Genomic DNA, 18,913 nt, shown 5'->3' on the forward strand with positions numbered 1-18,913 from the left:
AAGGCTCCTTGTGTGTGGAGTGAACGGAAAGAGGCGGCATCCCGGCATGGATGCCGCCTCTTACTCGCTTCAGTGCGGCGGCGCGAAGGCGGGATCGACGGAAGGCGCCGGCGTGGCAGGTACGAACCCGTACTCGTAGTCGCGGTAGCTGTAGGTGTCACCCCGTTTGCTGACCGCCTCCTTCTTGCCGTTGAACCGCACGCTCAACGTGTTCCCCGGGCGCAGGCCCTGCGAGATCTTCGTCAGTCCGGCAGCTCCGATCCCCGCGCTCAAGCGCTGCTTCGCGCGCCCCCAGGTCTGGATGTAGACATTCCGCTCTCCGTGCTCGGTCTCGATGGTCACGACGACCTCGCGCTTCGGTTTGCCGTCCGGCCACGTGGCGGGATCGCCGGTGTGGAAGTCGCGTGCCTGCCGCATGATCACGCTGAGGACGATTCCGCTGACGACGGTCCCGGGCTCGGTGTCGGCATTAAACGCTGACACGGTTCCACCGCCCTCGAAGGCGGCGTCCAGATCGTCGAGCAGGTCCAGGTTGACGCTGTCGGTGTTCGCGTACGACATGATCTATCTCCTTGCTGTGGGCAGGACGGGATGACGAGGCGTCGCCTCGTCCTGCTGTGTGTGTGGTTCCGCTATCCGATACGGACCGGGATGCGGTATGCGTGGCCAGCCTCAGGCTGCTCCGCGCCAGGGATGTGCCCTGCCCGGAGTCGGCGGTAGACCGTTTTGACGTGCAGCTTGTGCAACCGGGCGTATTCCGCCGGCCCAACCCACTCCACGCGCGCTGTGCTCTGCGTTGTCATTGCCTACCTCCCTTATCGTCCGGCGCTCATCGCCTGTCCCCACAATGCCCCGGGTGACCATCGGTGTCCATCCGTGTCCCACGCAAAACGGCAGGTCAAAGGGGTAAATGGTGACGTCATCAGGTTGCCGCAATCAACAATGCGCGTTTAGAGAAGAAGTCGAAACCGCGGGTGATAACACACCTGCGCTCTGGCTCCAGCGGAAAGCCGAGGTGACACCACCCAAGCGAATGTGATTTACATCACACATACGGAGAGGGTGGGAAAGGTTCCGCCCGGGGCCGTCCGCGCGGCGGAGTCAAGGCCGGAAAGCTGAGGTCTCGCCCATGAAGGGTTGGACATGTTGGACGCGTTGGACATCCACCGCGAAAAGTGTCCAACCCCTGGCAGCCTCGCGCATGATACGAATGAATATCTAAGGTTAAATTTAGATTAACTTGCAGTTCATGGTGCATTTTTGAGACCGAGGGGCGCAAGCGAGTCGGCGGCCGATTCTCGGGATCCTCACGGGAATCCCTGATTTCGGGGGTTGGGGACGTCCAACATGTCCAACGTGTCCAACCCCTGTGCTACTGCTCCTCGTAGACCACCGGCACCCCTTGCCGCCAGTACACCTGCGCCATAGTTTCGACGAGCCCCGGATCACCCCACGCTCCACGCCCCCGCGCCTCCGCGAGGCCGGCGATAGCGCCCGGCAGAGCGCCAGCATCCAGATCAGGCGCTCCCATCGCAATGTCAAAATCATCGATCGTCGTGCGGCCGTTCAACGTGTGCGACCGCCAGGACGCCCGAACACCGTGTTCCCGCAGCCAGGCCGTTCGCGTCGGCTGATCACTGCGCTCCCACCACTCCCTCACAGATTCCCCGGTGCCCTCGTACGTCCAACCCGGTTCCTCGATCGGCTTGCTCGCTAACTCGGCCTGCCGCGCGGTGAGGGCGGCTATGCGCGCGTCCAGACGCTTCCGCTGCGGGGTGCCGCGCTTGAACACGCCTGCGCCGATCTGGTCGACAAGGTCGGCCAACAGCTCGTCAACCTCGGCCAGCTCACTTTGACTGTCGCTGCCGGAGAACCACACCCTCGTCATCCGCTCCATGTCTCCGAGTCGATCTAGCACGTGCTTCTCGACCTCGTCGTCTGCCCACTGCAGCGGCACGCTCCTGTTGTCGCACGGGCCGTCGATGCCTGCCGCACCCCGCCTGTCTTGCGCGTAGGCGCACCGGTAGCGCGGCTGCCTCCCCGGTCCACCTTTGAGCCGATAGGCCGGCCGGCCGCACTCGCCGCAGAAGAGCACCCGCAGCAGCAAGCCCGACGCCGCCGTCGCGGTGCGATCGACCGAGCGCGCCGCCAGCGCCGCGCCGACCCGGTCGAAGATCTCCCTCGTCAGGATCGGCTCGGCTCGCACCACCGGCCGACCGTCGTCGCCGGTGACGACGAACTCGGGGCCGAGCACCCGGTGGCCTTTCGCGTCGCGCTGGACCTGGCCCTTGGCGTCGAGCACAGGGTCGCGGGTCACGACCTGACCGAGCATGGTGCGAGAGGTCAGGGACTCCTTCATCCTCTGCGACGCCCACGCGTAGCCCTTGACCTCCCGACCCTTGATCTCGTTCATGCGATCCTTCGGTGTCAGCACGCCGCGAGCCGTCAGATCAGCAGCAATAGGCCTCAGAGGTTCTCCCGCGAGCACTCTCTCGACGACCTCATGGATGATCGCCACCTGCACAGGGTCCTGGACTAGGCGCCATACCTTGTCCTCGCCCTTCCCGGGGATGTACCCCCACGGAGCGATCCCGCCGCGCCACTTGCCCGACCTGATGTTGTGGTGCGACGCCGAGGCGTTGCGGGCGCTGATGGCCTCAAGTTCCATTTCAGCGACCTTGGCGATGAGCAATGCAATGATGTCGCCGAAGTCATTCGACAGGTCAAAATGGCTTTCCGTGGCCGACACCAATGTCACGTCGTGGCGCTGCGCCCACTGGATTAGCTCCGAGAGGTCGAACAGTCGGCGGGCAATCCGGTCGACACGGTAGAAGACCAGCACGTCGAACTCGTTGCACCGGCTGTTCAGCCAAGGGCCGAGCTTCGGGCGCGTGAACGGTGTTGTCGCACCGGCAGATACGTCGAGGTCGTCGGCGACTCCGACGATGTCGTAGCCGCGCTGCTCGCACAGCTCCCGGCACGCGGCGAGCTGCCGCTCCGGTGACGTCGTCGCGTCGGTGACGCGGGACAGACGGGTGACGATCAATGCTCTCGGCGTTCCCATGCCGCCCGAGCCTACCGGGGTATGAATACTAATGACTGGAGTATTCGGCCGTCGACATTCCGGCATCGTCGCTGATCAGCCGCCCGAACTCGGCCCCCGCCCGATCCAACAATCGGCCGCCGAAGTGCTGATTCTTCATGAGATTCCCCCTCGATGAAATGGTTGATACTCGTTTCGACCTTTAGACGCTCGCGACCCCCTCGCGGGTTCCATGACACGCCGCGCGAGGCGGTCACCACTGCCCGAGCATGCCGCTCGCCAAGCCGATCACCACCGGCACGATGCCCAGGCAGACGAACGCCGGGAGGAAGCACAGACCCAGCGGTCCGCTGATGGTGACGCCCGCCCGCTCGGCCCGCGCCAATGCCTGCGTCTGCGCCTGCTCGCGAGTCGCCTCGGCGAGTGCTGCCACCCCGTCGGCCAACGACGACCCCGCCCGCGAGGCACGTCGCGCCAGGGTCGCGAGTTCGCGGAAGTGCTCGCCCGGATCGGCCCCGCCTGTGAGCTCGTCCCGCGCCCAGGCCTGCCCCGGATCGGCGCCCAACGCCAGCAGTTCCGCCGCATGCGCCAGCGCTCCGCCGAGCGGTTCGGGGCTGTGCTCGGCAGCCACCGTCGCCGCGGTCGCGACCGGCAGACCGGCCTTCAGGCACACCGCGAAGAGGTCGTAGCCGGCCGCCACCGCGAACGGGTCGGGCGCCGATCGACGACGCCCCAGCCATCGCGGCTCACCGTGGAACATCGAGCGCTGATCGCCGTCCGGAGCGCACGGAACCACGCGTCGCAGCGCTGCACCGGGCCCCGGCCACAGCAGCAGGGCCAGTGCCACCAGCCCGATCGCGGCGCTCATCGTTTCGCCTTCGCCACGATCGCGTCGGCCCAGAGCACCCCGGCCGCGGCCAAGCCCACCCCGAGCACCAGCAGGATCGAGCCCAGCGGCGTACCCAGCAGCACCGCCAGTGGTGCCGCCCCCATGAGCTGCCCCAGGCCCAGCCCGAGCAGCGGCAATCCCGCCAGCACCATCGCCGTGGCGCGCGGCCCAGCCAGACCGGCGTCGGTGCGCGCAGTGAAGTCTTTGCGCTGCACCAGATCCGCCCGCAACGCCTCCAGCAGCGCCACCATCGGCAGGCCGTGCTGCACGGAGATCGCCCAGGCCTCGCCGACGCGCCGGAGCCCGGGTGGATCGGCGGGCACCGCCGCCGGGTCCACCCCGCCGCCCAACTCCACGCGCGCCGCGATCCGCACCAGTTCACCGGCCACCACCGCGTCGGCCGCGGGCGTCCCGGGGCCCGACAGTTCCTCGGCCGCGGCCCGGCAGGCGCGCACCATCGGCGCGCCGACCGACATCTCCGCCGCCATCACCGTCAGCGCGCGGCACAGCGCGGCATCGCGCTCTGCACGCTGACGGTCTCGACGGGCCCGGCGTCGACGGACGAGACCCACGGCCACGACGATGACCGCAGCGATCCCGGCACCGAGACCGACCAGCGCGCCGACCACCGGGACGGCGACCACCGCCAGCAACTCGGCACGCGGTCGCTGCCGACGATCCGACGACGCTCCGATCAACCGCTCGACCCGTCGGGCCGCGGCCGTCGACGGCCACACCAGCAGCGCGACGGCGACGCAGCACACGACGAGGGCCGCCGTCACGACAGCCAGCCGGGTTCGTCCGTACGCGACCACACCGGACGGATCGCCACGGTGCCATCGGCGGCCGGTTCCACCGCGCCGATTTCGATGAGCCCGCGCCGCCCGTCCGGCCGTCGCGCCACGCCGAAGACCACATCCAGGGCCGCGGCCAGCTGGCTGTGCAAGGCGGTGCGCGCCATGCCGCCGAGCGCGGCCAACGCCTCCATCCGGGCGGGCACCTCGGCCACCGAGTTCGCGTGCAGCGTCCCGGCGCAGCCTTCGTGGCCGGTGTTGAGGGCGGTGAGCAGATCGATCACCTCGGGCCCGCGCACCTCGCCGACGACGATCCGGTCCGGCCGCATCCGCAGCGCCTGCCGGACCAGGGTGCGGACCGAGACCTCACCGATCCCCTCCACGTTCGGGGCGCGCGCCACCAGCCGCACCACGTGCGGGTGCTGCGGGTCCAGCTCCGGCGCATCCTCGACGATCACCAGACGCTCGGCCGGATCCACTTGCCCCAGAAGGCAATTGAGAAGGGTGCTCTTACCCGCGCCGGTACCGCCCACCACCAGGAAGGCCCTGCGGTGCGCGATCACCTCGGTGACCAGTCCGCGCACCTGCTCCGGGATCCCGCCGCCGGCGACGAGGGCCGCGAAGTCCATGGTCGCCGACCGCAGCACGCGCAGCGAGATACAGGTGCCGTCGAGTGCGAGCGGCGGAATCATCGCGTGCAGCCGCACCGCATAGCCGTGCCTGCCGATACCCGAGAGGCGGCCGTCCACCCACGGCTGCGCGTCGTCGAGACGACGACCCGCTCCCGAGGCCAAGCGCACCGCCAGTCGACGGACACTCGCCTCGTCCTCGAAGGCCACCGGTACCCGCTCGAGGCCTGCGCCCCGCTCGATCCACACCCGATCCGGTCCGGTCACCAGAATGTCGGTCACCGCCGGATCGGCGAGCAGCCGCTCCAGCGGTCCCGCCCCGACCAGTTCGGTCTGCAGATACCGCAGTGCCGCAAGGAGATCCGTGTCCGACAGCAGTCCGCCGGACTCGCTGCGCACCGCCTCGGCGATGGTCTCGGCGTCCGGTTCCACCGAGCGCGCCGCCAACTGCTCGCGCACCCGATCCAACAGCTGAGCATTCCGCAGCGCGGGATCGGTGGTCATCGTCGACCCCCGCGCAGCGCGTCCAGCGCCACCAGCACGGCGGTCGCGGCACGCACCTCCGGACTGCGCGGCACCGCGCGGATCCCGCCCTCCTCGCTTGTGCGCGCCAGCGCCGAGCGGCTGCGCAGCGCTGCCACCAGTGGTACGCCCACCGCCTGCGCGACCTGTTCCGCGGCCAGCCCGCCCGGCGCGGGCAGGCGGACCACCAACCGCATCTCGGACCGAATACCGATCCGCGCCAACAGCTTTCGCGTCGCCGACACCCCGGGGACCGACGCGCCCGTGAGCACCGCGATGAGATCCGCGGAGTCGAGCACCCCGGCCGCCGCCGGATCGCTCGCGCGGCCCAGGTCGGCGATCACCAGACCGCCGTCCGAGCGCGCCGCGTCGACCACCGCGAGCACCGTCTCCGCCGACAGCGGACCGCCGTCGTCCCGCCGCTGCGTGAGGATCCGCAGGCGGTCGCCGACACGCGGCAGCGCCGCCGACAGCGCTTGTCCCTGAATGCTTCCCGTCTCACCGGTGATGTCCGACCAGCGCAGGCCGGGCAGGTCCTCGGCACCCAACAGGAGGTCCAGGCCCGCGCCGCCGGGGGCGACGTCGAGGAGCAGGACCCCCGTCTCGGACGGGCTCGCGGTACGCGCGAGCACCGCGGCGAATGTACTCACCCCGACACCGCCGTGCCCACCGACCAACGCGACCACGGCGGCGGCCGAGCGGCGTGGCCGACGCAGTCCGGACAGCGCCGCCACCAGTGCCGCCTCGTCGTCGGGCAGCACGTACCCGCCCTGTGCGCCCACCGACAGCCCCGCGCGCCACAGCGCCGGATCGGCGCCGACACCGGCCGCCACCACGACTCCCGGCCGGGCCGGTGGCCGCACCTGCGCCAAGACCTCCAAGGCGGCACCGTCGACCACCACGGCCGTCGCCCGCAGCCAGTCGCTCCGGCACTGCGCCGGATTCCCGCGCACGATCCGGTAGCCCGCCGCCGCACCGCACCGGGCGGCGTCGTCGTGCACGGCCGACTCGGCCAACACCAGCAGCGTCTCGCTCATACGCCCAGCGTGGGCGCGGCGCCGAGACGCCGCCAACACGGTGTCCACAGCGCCCCGGCGCCCGACCGGACTTATCCACCGGCCGGGCTCCGCGCGCTACATCGTCCGGACGAGATTCTTTTGGATCTTGCCGGTCGACGTCTTCGGCAGGGCGTAGACCACCAGCACCTGCTTGGGCGCCTTGAACCCGGCCAGCTGCTCCTTGGCCCAGTCGCGCAGCTGCTCACCGGTGACGGTGGCGTCCGGCACCAGCACCACCACGGCGGTCACCGCCTCACCCCAGTGGTCATGGGCCCGGCCCACCACCGCGGCCTCGGCGATCTCCGGGTGCCCGAGCAGTGCCCGCTCCACCTCCACCGAGCTGACGTTCTCACCGCTGGTCTTGATGATGTCCTTGGCCCGGTCGGTGAACCAGACGACGCCCTCGTCGTCGAGGTAGCCGATGTCGCCGCCGTGGAACCAGCCGTGTGCGAAGGCCTCGGTGTTCGCGGCGGCGTTGTTCCAGTAGCCGGTCATCAACTGCGGGCTGCGGTAGACGATCTCGCCGATCTCGTTGGGCGGCAGCAGGTTTCCGTCGGCGTCCATGATCGCCACGAGCAGCGGCGCCGGCATGGGCGCCATCGCGTACAGGCCGGTGATCAGGTGCGCGGTGTTCTCGTCGGTCAGCGCGGGCTGCCCGATCACCGCGCCCCACATCATCGGCAGCATCGTCAGGTGCGTGACCCGATGATCGACGAAGGTCTGCACGACGGCCGCCGGATCGAAGCCGCGCAACAGCACCGCGGTGCCGCCGACCATGAGCGTCGGCAGCAGCAGCGCGTCCAGCGCGGTCACGTGAAACAGCGGCAGCACGATCGGCTGCACGGGGTAGTCGGTGTCCGGGCGCAGACCCAGACCCAGCGCCGACGACAGGTTCGAAACGTGCACGGCCACATGGCTTGTCACGACACCCTTGGGTCGCGAGGTGGTGCCTGACGTGTACAGGCAGTGCAGAATGTCGCGGTCTTCGACGATCGTCTCGACCGTCGAGGTATCGGCGGAGAGCACCGCATCCCACGACAGCGCGGGCAGCCCGGCGACCTCGGACGGCGCCTCGCCGACGACGATCACCTCGCGCACCGACGCGCCGTCGACCTCGGCCAGCGCGGCACCGATAACCGGCAGGAACGGCGTCTCGGTGATCACCGCCTGCACCCCGCTGTCGTCCAGCTGATAGGCGACGTCGCTCGGCGACAGCAGCAGGTTCAGCGGCAGCGCCACCACCCCGAGCTTGGCCAGCGCGAAGAAGCCGACCACGACCTGCCAGCTGTTCTGCAACTGCAGGTCAGCGGGTCGACACCGGACAGATCGGGGCGCATGCCGGACATGGTTCTCCTACGGGAAGTGGTTGGTTGGTGCCAACACAACTACCGGCCGAGGAGGGCGCCGTCTGCGCTTTCAGCGTTAACACAGGTCGTGACAGTCCGCTTAGCCGGTGAATGGCGGCACGAACGTGCACGGCACCTTCACCGGGCGCTCCGGGTCGAGTGCGTTGAGCACCATGTAGGCCGCGCGGCGCGAACCGGCGATCGCCATGTGATCGCTGTAGTCCTGCTCGCAGCTGTCCTGCACCACGATGTTGGTGACGTTCTCACCGGCCCGACCGGGCACCAGACCCGCCGTGTAGGGCATGACCGCTTCGTCGTACCTCGTCGCGATGTTGGTGTAGTTGATGCCCTTCACGTACGGACTGCCGCCGGCCCAGATCTTCTTGTTCATGGCCGAACCCGGAAGCATGCCGCCGCAGCCGACGCACACCGGCATCGGGATGTTCTGCTCGCCGAAGGCCTTCGCCATCGGACCGATGTCGCCGGTACCGCGCCACAGCGGCGCCAGCGAGACGTAGTTGGTCACCTTGTCCGCGCCGCCCAGGTACTTCACGTAGTAGGTGGGCATGTAGGTGCCCTGCGAGTGACCGACCAGGTCAACCGTCTCCGCACCCGTCGCGGCCAGAACCTTGTCGACGAACCGCGACAACTGCCCCGCACTGACTTCCTGGCGGTCCATGCCGCCGACGGCGGTGGCCGGCCACGGCAGGCCGGGCAGAGCGCCGTAGGTCAGGGCGAAGACGCAGTAGCCGCGGTTGCGCAGCATCGGCACGTACGAGCCCCAGTTAGTGGTCTTCGCGCCACCCGTTCCGTGCACCAGGATCACCGGTCGCGGATGTTCCGGCGACGGCTTGCACGTGAAGTCGTTGGATCCGGGCAGGTCACCGCCGGGATGCTGCAGTTCGTAGGGAATCCCGCCGAAGAAGTTGTAGTTCTCCGGCAGCTTGTCCGGCGGCGCGGCCGCAGCCGGCCCCGTCGCGACCAAACCCAAGACGACGAGTACCGCCGCACAGATCGCACCGAGCAGTTTCCGCACCAAATTCCCAACCCCTGACCATGTACCGAGCGTTTGCTTGGTTTGCGAGAGCGTAACAAGAACGTGCGCTGAGTAACACCCCACCGGGAGAGGCGGCCGGCTCACGCCCCATGTCGCGACGTGGGCGAGATCGCATCAGGAACGGAAACGTCGCAAAACCCGCGATACCGAATTGCGGAGAACCGATAGGAGCGCACCGACGACGACAGCCGCCCGCACACACCGACGACAAGACCCCCGCACAGCAGATGACCCCGACCAGGGGGGAGGAGGTCGGGGCCATCTATCTTCAGCCCCGGGGGGTCGGGCTGAAGACACCGACCGTAGCCGGATAACAGCGAACATACACCCGCCCCTGTGTCCTTGCAACCTGAACTATCGATGTTTCAGAAATACCGGCGTTCCCAACGCAACGCATCGATTTGAACGTACTCTCAGTGCCGTGGACTCGACGACGCCCACGCGCACGGCAGCATTTTTCGACCTAGACAAGACAGTCATCGCCCGGTCGAGCGCCCTCGCCTTCACGCGCCCGTTCTACGACGGCGGGCTGCTGACTCGTCGCGCGCTGCTCCACTCCGCGATCGCGCAGGTCCAACTGCTCCTCATCTCCGAACCCGCCGAGCACGTGGACCGCCTCCGCCAGTACCTCACCCAGATGTGCGCAGGCTGGGAGGCCGCGACGGTGCGTTCGATCGTCGCCGAGACGCTCGACGACGTGGTCCGGCCGGTGATCTTCACCGAGGCCGCCGACCTCATCGCCGAGCACAAGGCCGCCGGACACGACGTAGTGCTGGTCTCGGCGTCGGGCATCGAGATGGTGGAGCCGATCGGCGAGCTGCTCGGCGTGGACCTGGTGCGCGCGACGACATTGGAGATCGTCGACGGCCACTACTCCGGCGCGATCGAGTTCTACTGCTACGGCCAGGAGAAGGCCAACGCCATGCGCGAACTGGCACTCGAGCGCGGCTACGACCTGGCCGACTGCTACGCCTACTCCGACTCGGCCACCGACCTCCCCATGCTCGAGGCCGCCGGCCACCCCGCGGTGGTCAACCCCGACCGCGCCCTGCGGGCACACGCGCTGAAACACGACTGGGAGATCCTCGAATTCGCCAACCCCGCCCCCAAGATCGAGTGGCACCACCCCTGCCCCAGCGGCTGGACCCTCGCGATCGCCGGCATCGGCGCCGTCGCGGCCGCAGCGGCCTATCGATACGCCCATCGACGACACGCGGCGGCCTGACTTTTCCCAAACGCTTGCTGTGACGCGCGTCACCGTGTAGAAAATAGGTACGGAGCCGCCCCAGGCAAAGCTCGGACCGGAAGAGAAGGTCCGAACCCCCGAAAGGCAGCTCCCAGCACGGGCGGCAAGCACCCACGCGGAGCGCGCCGCATTGGCAGAAGCGTTGTGCGCCTGCGACATTGAGGACGTCCCGGCTCAGCCGAAGACCTCTTTCCCTCGCCGAGGCGATACCCACAACCCACCTTGCACGCTTGGTAACTTGCGTCCGTGCTCGCGGGCGGCACTCCATTTGGGTGTCGCCCGCAATACTGTGCGGACCCTTCGACAAGCTCAGGGATCGTGCAGGGCTCAGCGCGCAGCGTCGGCGATCGACTTCGCCTCGGCGGCGCCGGCGACCATCGCCTGGCAGCTGAGGACGATCCAGTCGGCGAGCGCCTGCGGGTCGCCGGTGGCGAAGAGCGCAGAAGTCTCCCGGTAGTCACCGAGGCGCGCCAGCCACGTCACCTCGGGCACGCCCAGCAGATGCGGATCCAGCCCGGTGGTCGCCGACACGAGGCGCGACGCTGCGCGGGCCACCACGCCGTTGCCGGCTTCGAACGGCTGCAGCGCGAGAATCTCGCCGTGGACCACGGCGGCCAGGACGGCAGCGGGCACCGCGGTGGCGCCGGTGATGAGCTGCCCCAGCAGATCCAGTCGCTGCGCGATGTGCGGTTCGTCGCGCGGTCGGCCCAGCAGTTCCGGCTCCACCAACTCGGCGGCGGCCAACGAATGCAACCGCGCCAACGACTGCATCGGCGCGCGCCGGAACACGGCCACTTCCCGGTCGAGGTCGTCGGGGTCGAGGGCCTGTGCCACCCGGATCGCCCCGGACATCACCGGATCGTCGAAGTCGTGCTCGCGGTTGAGCTCGGTGGTGGCCCCCTCCATCGCGGCCGAACTGCGCCCGCCCCGCCACGACGACTCGCGCGAGGTCTTGTCCCAACCGCGCAGATTCACCGGATGCCGATGCACGGCCGCCAACGCTTCGGCGGCCTCCTCGGCCGCGGCGGCGACGCCGGGCAGGTCGAGCAGCGGCACCAACGGATCAGAACTCACACCCCCAGCCTAGTGCCGCCGCACACCGCGGCCGCCGGTCCCCCGAACCGCAGCCCGCCGTCGGCCACCGATCGACTGAGAACTACCGTTCATCGCGCGCATCGCACCCGCAACCTACGCGCGGTTACGCTCGATCCGTCGGGTGATTACCCTCACAACCAGCGGTCGCATAGACACGCGACACACGGGGTCAGCGCACGACGACCCGGCGAGCACGCCCCGCCAGCCCTATTCGCGCAACCGAAAGGCAGCCACGATGTCGAATACCGATCAGGTCTATCCCCCGTCCGCGGAGTTCGCGGCGCAGGCCAACGCCACCGCCGAGATGTACCAGCGGGCCAAGGACGACCCGAACGAGTTCTGGGCGGAGCAGGCACGACAGCTCTCCTGGGATACCCCGTTCTCGACCGTCCTGGACTGGTCGGACGCACCGTTCGCCAAGTGGTTCGCCGACGGCAAGCTGAACGTGGCCGTGAACTGCGTGGACCGCCACGTCGACGCAGGCAAGGGCGATCGCGTCGCGATCCACTGGATCGGCGAGCCCGGCGATACCCGCGACATCACCTACAGCCAGCTCAAGGACGAGGTCTCCAAGGCCGCCAACTACTTCACCGCCATCGGCCTGCAGACCGGCGACCGCGTGGCCATCTACATGCCGATGGTCCCCGAGGCCATCATCACCATGCTGGCCTGCGCCCGGCTGGGCCTGACCCACTCGGTGGTCTTCGCCGGCTTCTCGTCGGCCGCGCTCCGCGCTCGCGTCGACGACGCCGCCGCCAAGGTGGTCGTCACCACCGACGGCCAGTACCGTCGCGGCGAGCCGGCCCCGCTGAAGGCCGCCGTCGACGAGGCGCTCGGCACCGGCGACGACGCCGCACCGTCGATCGAGAAGGTCATCGTGGTGCGTCGCACCAATCACGACCCGGATCTGCCGTGGGTCGACGGCCGCGACGTCTGGTGGGAGGACACGGTCGAGGAGTCCTCGCCGGTCCACGAGCCGGAGGCGTTCGACGCCGAGCATCCGTTGTTCCTGCTGTACACCTCCGGCACCACCGGCAGCCCGAAGGGCATCGTCCACAGCTCCGGCGGCTACCTGACCCAGGCCAACTACACCTTCCACAACGTGTTCGACCACAAGGAGGGCCGCGACGTCTTCTGGTGCACCGCCGACATCGGTTGGGTCACCGGCCACACCTACATCGTCTACGGACCGCTGTCGGCCGGCGCCACCGAGATCGTCTACGAGGGCACCCCGAACTCGCCGGACGAGCACCGCCACTTCAACATCATCGAGAAGTACGGCGTCACCACTTACTACACCGCGCCGACGCTGATCCGCACGTTCATGAAGTGGGGCCGCGAGATCCCCGGCGCCCACGACCTGACGTCGCTCCGCCTCCTCGGCACGGTCGGCGAACCGATCAACCCGGAGGCGTGGCGCTGGTACTACGACGTCATCGGCGGCAACCGCTGCCCGATCGTCGACACCTGGTGGCAGACCGAGACCGGCGGCCACATGCTGGCGCCGCTCCCCGGCGTCACCACCTGCACCCCGGGCTCGGCGATGGGCCCGCTGCCCGGCATCAGCGCCAAGATCGTCGACGACAACGGCAACGAGCTGCCTACCGGCGAGCAGGGCTACCTGGTCCTCGACCAGCCGTGGCCGGGCATGCTCCGCGGTATCTGGGGCGACCCACAGCGTTTCAAGGACACCTACTGGTCGCGCTTCGCCGAGCAGGGCTGGTACTTCGCCGGTGACGGCGCCCGGTACGACGAGAACGGCGCCCTCTGGGTGCTGGGCCGCGTCGACGACGTCATGAACGTCTCCGGCCACCGCATCTCCACCGCCGAGGTGGAGTCCGCCCTCGTCGCACACCCCGCGGTGGCCGAGGCCGCCGTGATCGGTGCGGCCGACGAGACCACCGGCCAGGGCATCGTCGCCTTCGTCATCCTGATGGAGCACGCCACGCCGGGCGACGAGCTGATCGCCGAGATGCGCAATCAGGTGGCCGTCGACATCTCCCCGATCGCCAAGCCGCGGGAGATCAACATCGTGCCGGAGCTGCCCAAGACGCGGTCGGGCAAGATCATGCGCCGCCTGCTCAAGGACGTCGCCGAGGGCCGCGAACTCGGCGACACCTCGACCCTGGTGGATCCGTCGGTCTTCGAGGCCATCCGCTCCCAGCGCGGCTGATTCACCCGCCCGCACCGTCGTAGGGACGGATCGGCCGAGACCACCCGGGACGGGCTCTCGGCCGATCTGCATCCCCGCACCGACCACGGGCATGGCAACATGAAGCGGAATACGTCGACCCAAGGAGAATTCGTGAGCGGCAATCAGGACACCTGGCCCAGCGAGCCAAAGAACGCTCCGCAGGTGCCGTCGATCCCGATGTCGGATGCGAACCTCGGCGCCGACGGCCAGCCGACCATCGGCAATCTGGTCAAGGATGCCACCGCGAGCGCCTCCACGCTCTTCCGCGCCGAGGTGGCCCTGGCCAAGCGCGAACTCATCGGCGAGGCCAAGAAGGCGGGCGCCGGCACCGGCCTGCTGGTCGGCGCCGCCGTCCTGCTGCTGTACGCGAGCCTGTTCTTCTTCGTCTTCCTCGGGTTCCTGCTCGACGTCTGGCTGCCCACCTGGGCCGCGTTCCTGATCGTCTTCGCCATCCTGATGGCCGTCTCGATCGGCGCCATCATCGTCGGCTACATCCTGTTCCGTCGACTCCGCAAGCCGGAGAAGACCATCGAATCGGTCAAGGAGACGGTGGCGATCCTCCCGGGCCGCGGCGCACCCGCCGACCCGCATGGCACCGCCCACGCGCACCCGCAGATCCCGGCGGCGCACGACCCCTCCCGGAGCTGACCCTGGCCGCGCAGACCGTCCTGCCCGATGCCACCGAGGTCCGGTTCGACGGGCCGTGGCATCACTTCGACGTCCGCGCGAACGGCCTGCGGTTCCATGCCGTCGAAGCGGTGGCCGGATCCATCGCCGACCGGCCCCTGGCCCTACTCCTGCACGGCTTCGGCGAGTTCTGGTGGAGCTGGCGGCACCAGTTCAGCGCCCTCAGCGCGGCCGGCTACCGCGTGGTGGCCGTCGACCTCCGCGGCTACGGCGACTCCGACAAGCCGCCGCGCGGCTATGACGGTTGGACGCTCGCCGGCGACACGCACGGCCTGATCCGCGCCCTCGGCCACAGCCAGGCCACCCTGGTCGGCCACGCCGACGGCGGCCTGGTGTGCTGGGCGACGGCCACGCTGCATCCCCGATCGGTGGCCCACATCGCGGTGCTGGCGTCCCCGCATCCGCGCGCGCTGCGCCAGTCGGTGTGGACCAACCGCCGTGAGCGCGACGCCTTCCTCGGGCCGTTCCTGCACGACCAGCTGCCCCGCCTCGGGGAACGACGACTCACCCGCGACGGCGGCGCCTACCTGGAGGACTACTTCCGCTCACGGTCCGGCACGCAGTGGCGCGACACCCCGGACTTCGACGAGGCCGTGACTCGCAATCGCCTCGCCATCACCATTCCCGGCGTGGCTCACTCCAGCCTCGAATACCGCCGCTGGGCGTTCCGCTCGCAGTTCCGCACCGACGGCTACCGCTTCATGGACCTGATGAACAAGCGGCTGCACATCCCGGTGCTCGCGCTGCGCGGCCGCGAGGACCGCTACATCGTCGACTCGGTGATGGCCGCGAGCAGCCACTGGTCGTCGGACTTCGAGTACCGCGAGGTGCCCGACGCCGGGCACTTCGTCCACGAGGAGAACCCCGAGCACGTCAACGCGGCGCTGCTCGACCTGCTCGACCGCTGATCAGCGCGGTAGGCAGGTCGCGGTGCTCGCCTCGGTGGTCCGCTTCTCCGAGCCGCTCAGATCGGCGGCCACCTGCTCGGCGGTGAGGACGAACCCGGTGTCGTCGGCGACGTTCTCCGAAGCGCCGAAGACCACGCCGAGCACCGAGCCGTCGGGCGCGATCATCGGACCGCCCGAGTTGCCCGACCGAATGCTCCCGCGGACGGTGTACACCTGCCGCTTCACCTTGTCCGGCCGCTGGAAGATGTCCGGCCCCACCAGGTTGATGGTGTTGCGCACGCGCACCGGGGTCACCGTGAACGGGCCGTTCTCCGGGTAGCCCAGGACGATGGCGTCGTCACCGGAGGAGGCGGGCTGCTCCGCGAAATCGAGCGCGGGCGCCTTGAGGCCGGGGACGTCGAGCACGGCCACGTCGTTGCGGTCGTTGAACCAGACGACGGTGGCGGCCAGGTCTCGGCCGCCGGCGGTTTGAATCGACACCTCGTCAGCACCGGCCACCACGTGCGCATTGGTCATCACGCGTTCCGGGCTGATCACGAAGCCCGAACCCTCCATCGCCTGGCTGCAACTGCGCGCCACGCCGAGGATCTTCAAGACGCTGGGGCGGACCTTCGCGACCGCGGCGGTGCCGTCGAGCTGCTGATCCGGCGGATCGACGGTGGCCACTTCGGCTTCACCGAACGGGCTGATCACCTGCTTGAGGCCCGAATTGTCGAGCAGTGCGGTGAAGTCGGCGGGGAGTTCACGCATCCAATCCGGCGCCACTCCGTCGACGACGTCGATCACCTTGGAGCCGGACACCGACTGGGCGAAAGAACTGTCGGAGGCGGCGTTCCGGATCGGGGTCGCCAGCAGCCAGGCCGCCACCAGGATGGCCACGAACTGCAGGCCCGCGCCGACCAGGCTGTCCACGCGGCGCAACCGGATCGACTGCAGGCCGCTGCGGGCGGCGCGCCCCACCACCATGCCGGCGATCTCGCCGAGGATCACCAGACCCAGCAGCAGCACGATGGCGGTCAGCATCCGGCCCCGCGGGTCGGCGATGGGGGCCACCAGGTGCGGCACAAGCAGCACACCGGCCAGCACACCGATGACCACGCCGAAGAAGGCCATCGCCGACGCCGCTGCGCCCTGGCGATAGCCGCTGGCCGCCGCCAGTAGCGCGACGACCAGGATGATCACATCCACCCAGACGGCACCGCTCACACGCGGCCCCGGTCCTCGGGAGCCGCGTGGCCGTCGGGGTTGAGTGGGAAGCCGGAGGCCTGACGGCCGCCGGTCTCGGCAATCATCTGCTCGAGGGGTCGAACGTCGTCGGTGTCCCAGGGCACATCCCAGCCGGCCGACTGGCTGATCGCTGCGAGCAGCCCGCCGGTGAAACCCCACACGAGCATGCCGTCGTACAGGAAGGCGGGCCCCTTGTAGGCGGTCGCACCCATGATGGAGCGGCTCACCTGGAATCGGTTGCTCGGGTGCAGCAGTTCGCGCAGATTCACCCGCGCCACGCGCGCGGTCTCGGCCTCGTCGACCACACCCACCCAGCTCGGCTGCGTCCAATGCCCGATCACCGGGGTCACCTCGAAGCCCGAGGGCACCGGGAAGGTCGGCAGGCTGGCCACCACGCGGACACCGTCGGCGCGCAGCCCGGTCTCCTCGCGGGCCTCCCGCATCGCGGTGCCGACCGGATAGTCGTCACCGGGATCGCGACTGCCGCCGGGAAAGGCGATCTGACCGCTGTGGGTGCGCATGGTGGCGGCCCGCTCGGTGAGCAGGACGTCGGCATCGGCCGGCAGACCGCCCGGATGGTCGGCGGCCGCCTCGAACGCGCCCCCGAAGAGAACCAGCACCGCTGCGGCCCGTTGCGCGCGGAACGCCGAGGCCCAGCGCGCGCGGTCCCCGCCGCGGCGCAGCACCGACTCGTTGACCACCGCCGGATCGTCGGTCACGGCGTGCAGCCACGACGGGATCAGGTCCCGATCCACCAGCGCCCCGTAGTCGCCCGACGGCTTGCTCACGACTGGCCTCCGGTCGCGTCCACGCCCAGTTCGTCGCGCACCAGGGTCGCCAGCTCGTCGTAGGACGTGAAGACCTTGGGCAGCGTCACGGCGACGGTGCCGTCGGCCCGGACCAGGATCGTCGACGGATACACGCGCGGGGCCTTCAGCGCTTTGGCGACCGAGCCGTCGGTATCGGCGACGGCCGGCAGGGTGAGGCCCACTTCCTTCATGAACTGCAGGATCGCGTACGGCTTCGTCGCGCCGTCGATCGCGTGCACGGCCAGCACGTCCAAGCGGTCGCCGGCGCGCTGGGACAGTTCGTCGAAGTACGGCAGTTCCTTGCGGCACGGCAGGCACCACACCGCCCACATGTTGATCACCGTCGGACGCCCGGCCGTGGCCTGACCCAGGTTGACCGGTCGGCCGTCGGCCAGACACACGGCGGTGACATTCTTCAACGCCGCGCCGTCGGGCACCGGGGCGGTGCTCTGCGGGCAGGGCGCCAGACCGGCGTCGGTCCGGGCCTGCGCCAGCATCGCCTCGGGCACGTCCTGGTCGGTGACGCCCTGACTGGGCGCCCCGGGGGTGCCGGACGAACGCGTCGGCGTCTCCGTGCTGCGCGGCCACAGCGCGAAGATGAGTGCCGCCATCACCACGACGAACGCGAGCATCGCTTTACCCGCGGGGGTCTTCAGAACGTTCATGCCTCGACTCCGGCCAATGCCAACAGGTGCTCGGTCTCCGGGCCCTTCACCAACGCCGCCGCCGCGGCCTTCTCGGTGGGCCCCTGTCCGTACGACGGGCAGTCCGATGCCAGCTGGCAGACCCCGCACGCGGGCTTACGCGCATGGCAGATACGGCGACCGTGAAAAATGATGCGGTGCGAGAGGTCGGTGTACTCCTTGCGCGGGAACAACTCGCCGACGGCGCGCTCCACCTTCACCGGGTCGGTCTCGGCGGTCCACTCCCAGCGGTTCACCAGCCGCCCGAAGTGGGTGTCCACCGTCAGGCCGGGCACACCGAAAGCGTTGCCCAACACCACATTCGCCGTCTTCCGGCCGAAGCCGGGCAATGTCACCAGTTCCTTGAGCGTGCTCGGGACCTCGCCGTCGAACCGTTCCACGAGGGCCTGGCCGAGGCCGATGATCGAGTTCGCCTTGTTCCGGTAGAAGCCGGTCGACCGGATCATCTCTTCCAGCTCGGTCCGATCCGCCCCGGCGTAGGCCCAGGCGTCCGGATAGCGCGCGAAGAGCGCGGGGGTCACCATGTTGACCCGCACGTCGGTGCACTGCGCCGACAGGATGGTGGCCACCGACAGATCCAGCGGCGTGGTGAAGTCGAGCTCGCAGTACACCTCCGGGAACTCCACCTGCATCGTGCGGTTCATCCGCCGCGCACGACGAACCAGCCCAAGTCGGGTCTCCGGCTTCCTTCTGCTCACAACGTCC

17 protein-coding genes are annotated in these 18,913 nt (G+C 69.2%); 4 read left to right on the top strand and 13 right to left on the bottom strand.

Going from position 1 to position 18,913, the window contains the following annotated elements; genetic code table 11:
- Positions 1–69 precede the first annotated feature (69 nt).
- From ABD989_RS03935 to ABD989_RS03970, 8 genes are all read right to left on the bottom strand, one after another.
- Positions 70–561: a hypothetical protein gene (locus ABD989_RS03935; RefSeq protein WP_345312518.1), complete on the bottom strand. Its 492-nt coding sequence runs from the start codon at positions 559–561 to the stop codon at positions 70–72.
- An 811-nt stretch (positions 562–1,372) separates the two neighbouring features.
- Positions 1,373–3,064 (bottom strand): recombinase family protein, encoded by a 1,692-nt coding sequence (locus ABD989_RS03940; RefSeq protein ID WP_345312519.1) that lies wholly within the window; start codon positions 3,062–3,064, stop codon positions 1,373–1,375.
- 232 nt (positions 3,065–3,296) lie between these two features.
- On the bottom strand, positions 3,297–3,911 hold the full coding sequence (locus ABD989_RS03945; RefSeq protein WP_246993594.1) for a type II secretion system F family protein: 615 nt from the start codon (positions 3,909–3,911) through the stop codon (positions 3,297–3,299).
- On the bottom strand, positions 3,908–4,714 hold the full coding sequence (locus ABD989_RS03950) for a type II secretion system F family protein (RefSeq protein WP_246993593.1): 807 nt from the start codon (positions 4,712–4,714) through the stop codon (positions 3,908–3,910). Before ABD989_RS03950 ends, ABD989_RS03945 begins: the two co-directional genes overlap by 4 nt.
- A complete protein-coding gene (locus ABD989_RS03955) occupies positions 4,711–5,859 on the bottom strand; it encodes a TadA family conjugal transfer-associated ATPase (RefSeq protein ID WP_246993592.1) in 1,149 nt (382 codons plus the stop codon). Before ABD989_RS03955 ends, ABD989_RS03950 begins: the two co-directional genes overlap by 4 nt.
- Complete coding sequence (ssd, locus tag ABD989_RS03960; protein ID WP_246993591.1) at positions 5,856–6,914, bottom strand: septum site-determining protein Ssd; 1,059 nt, start codon at positions 6,912–6,914, stop codon at positions 5,856–5,858. Before ssd ends, ABD989_RS03955 begins: the two co-directional genes overlap by 4 nt.
- Positions 6,915–7,010: 96 nt before the next feature.
- On the bottom strand, positions 7,011–8,231 hold the full coding sequence (locus ABD989_RS03965) for a class I adenylate-forming enzyme family protein (protein WP_345312520.1): 1,221 nt from the start codon (positions 8,229–8,231) through the stop codon (positions 7,011–7,013).
- A 150-nt stretch (positions 8,232–8,381) separates the two neighbouring features.
- Positions 8,382–9,308, bottom strand: coding sequence for an esterase/lipase family protein (locus ABD989_RS03970; RefSeq protein WP_425556482.1), 927 nt, complete (start codon positions 9,306–9,308; stop codon positions 8,382–8,384).
- Positions 9,309–9,759: 451 nt separating this feature from the next.
- Between ABD989_RS03970 and ABD989_RS03975 the strand changes: the two genes are divergently transcribed.
- Entirely contained in the window at positions 9,760–10,563 is an 804-nt protein-coding gene (locus tag ABD989_RS03975; RefSeq protein ID WP_345312522.1) for an HAD family hydrolase, read from the top strand.
- 348 nt (positions 10,564–10,911) lie between these two features.
- Here the strand turns inward: ABD989_RS03975 and ABD989_RS03980 are convergent, their stop codons facing one another.
- The gene (locus ABD989_RS03980; RefSeq protein WP_345312523.1) at positions 10,912–11,658 is read right to left on the bottom strand and encodes a Fic family protein; all 747 of its coding nucleotides are present in this window, start codon (positions 11,656–11,658) and stop codon (positions 10,912–10,914) included.
- Positions 11,659–11,914: 256 nt separating this feature from the next.
- Between ABD989_RS03980 and acs the strand changes: the two genes are divergently transcribed.
- From acs to ABD989_RS03995, 3 genes are all read left to right on the top strand, one after another.
- Entirely contained in the window at positions 11,915–13,852 is a 1,938-nt protein-coding gene (gene acs, locus ABD989_RS03985) for an acetate--CoA ligase (protein WP_246993586.1), read from the top strand.
- 132 nt (positions 13,853–13,984) lie between these two features.
- The gene (locus ABD989_RS03990; protein WP_246993585.1) at positions 13,985–14,521 is read left to right on the top strand and encodes a phage holin family protein; all 537 of its coding nucleotides are present in this window, start codon (positions 13,985–13,987) and stop codon (positions 14,519–14,521) included.
- Positions 14,522–14,541: 20 nt separating this feature from the next.
- Positions 14,542–15,468: an alpha/beta fold hydrolase gene (locus ABD989_RS03995; protein WP_372493284.1), complete on the top strand. Its 927-nt coding sequence runs from the start codon at positions 14,542–14,544 to the stop codon at positions 15,466–15,468.
- Here the strand turns inward: ABD989_RS03995 and ABD989_RS04000 are convergent, their stop codons facing one another.
- The 4 genes from ABD989_RS04000 to nth are packed head-to-tail and all read right to left on the bottom strand — an operon-like array spanning position 15,469 to position 18,852.
- A complete protein-coding gene (locus ABD989_RS04000) occupies positions 15,469–16,674 on the bottom strand; it encodes a MarP family serine protease (RefSeq protein ID WP_246993584.1) in 1,206 nt (401 codons plus the stop codon).
- On the bottom strand, positions 16,671–17,483 hold the full coding sequence (locus ABD989_RS04005) for an NUDIX hydrolase (protein ID WP_246993583.1): 813 nt from the start codon (positions 17,481–17,483) through the stop codon (positions 16,671–16,673). Before ABD989_RS04005 ends, ABD989_RS04000 begins: the two co-directional genes overlap by 4 nt.
- Entirely contained in the window at positions 17,480–18,169 is a 690-nt protein-coding gene (locus ABD989_RS04010) for a TlpA family protein disulfide reductase (protein WP_246993582.1), read from the bottom strand. Before ABD989_RS04010 ends, ABD989_RS04005 begins: the two co-directional genes overlap by 4 nt.
- Positions 18,166–18,852 carry an endonuclease III gene (gene nth, locus ABD989_RS04015; protein ID WP_246996898.1) on the bottom strand — a complete coding sequence of 229 codons (687 nt, stop codon included), beginning with the start codon at positions 18,850–18,852 and terminating at the stop codon, positions 18,166–18,168. Before nth ends, ABD989_RS04010 begins: the two co-directional genes overlap by 4 nt.
- Positions 18,853–18,913: the final 61 nt, after the last annotated feature.

Source organism: Gordonia alkaliphila (assembly GCF_039542465.1).
GTDB classification, from domain to species: Bacteria; Actinomycetota; Actinomycetes; order Mycobacteriales; family Mycobacteriaceae; genus Gordonia; species Gordonia alkaliphila.

What these genes read in the sequence shown, in the direction of transcription:
- ABD989_RS04010 (WP_246993582.1), bottom strand. Translation starts at nt 18,169, where the DNA reads ATGAACGTTCTGAAGACCCCCGCGGGTAAAGCGATGCTCGCGTTCGTC.
- ABD989_RS03945 (WP_246993594.1), bottom strand. Translation starts at nt 3,911, where the DNA reads ATGAGCGCCGCGATCGGGCTGGTGGCACTGGCCCTGCTGCTGTGGCCG.
- acs (WP_246993586.1), top strand. Translation starts at nt 11,915, where the DNA reads ATGTCGAATACCGATCAGGTCTATCCCCCGTCCGCGGAGTTCGCGGCG.
- nth (WP_246996898.1), bottom strand. Translation starts at nt 18,852, where the DNA reads ATGAACCGCACGATGCAGGTGGAGTTCCCGGAGGTGTACTGCGAGCTC.
- ABD989_RS03935 (WP_345312518.1), bottom strand. Translation starts at nt 561, where the DNA reads ATGTCGTACGCGAACACCGACAGCGTCAACCTGGACCTGCTCGACGAT.
- ABD989_RS03955 (WP_246993592.1), bottom strand. Translation starts at nt 5,859, where the DNA reads ATGACCACCGATCCCGCGCTGCGGAATGCTCAGCTGTTGGATCGGGTG.
- ssd (WP_246993591.1), bottom strand. Translation starts at nt 6,914, where the DNA reads ATGAGCGAGACGCTGCTGGTGTTGGCCGAGTCGGCCGTGCACGACGAC.
- ABD989_RS03940 (WP_345312519.1), bottom strand. Translation starts at nt 3,064, where the DNA reads ATGGGAACGCCGAGAGCATTGATCGTCACCCGTCTGTCCCGCGTCACC.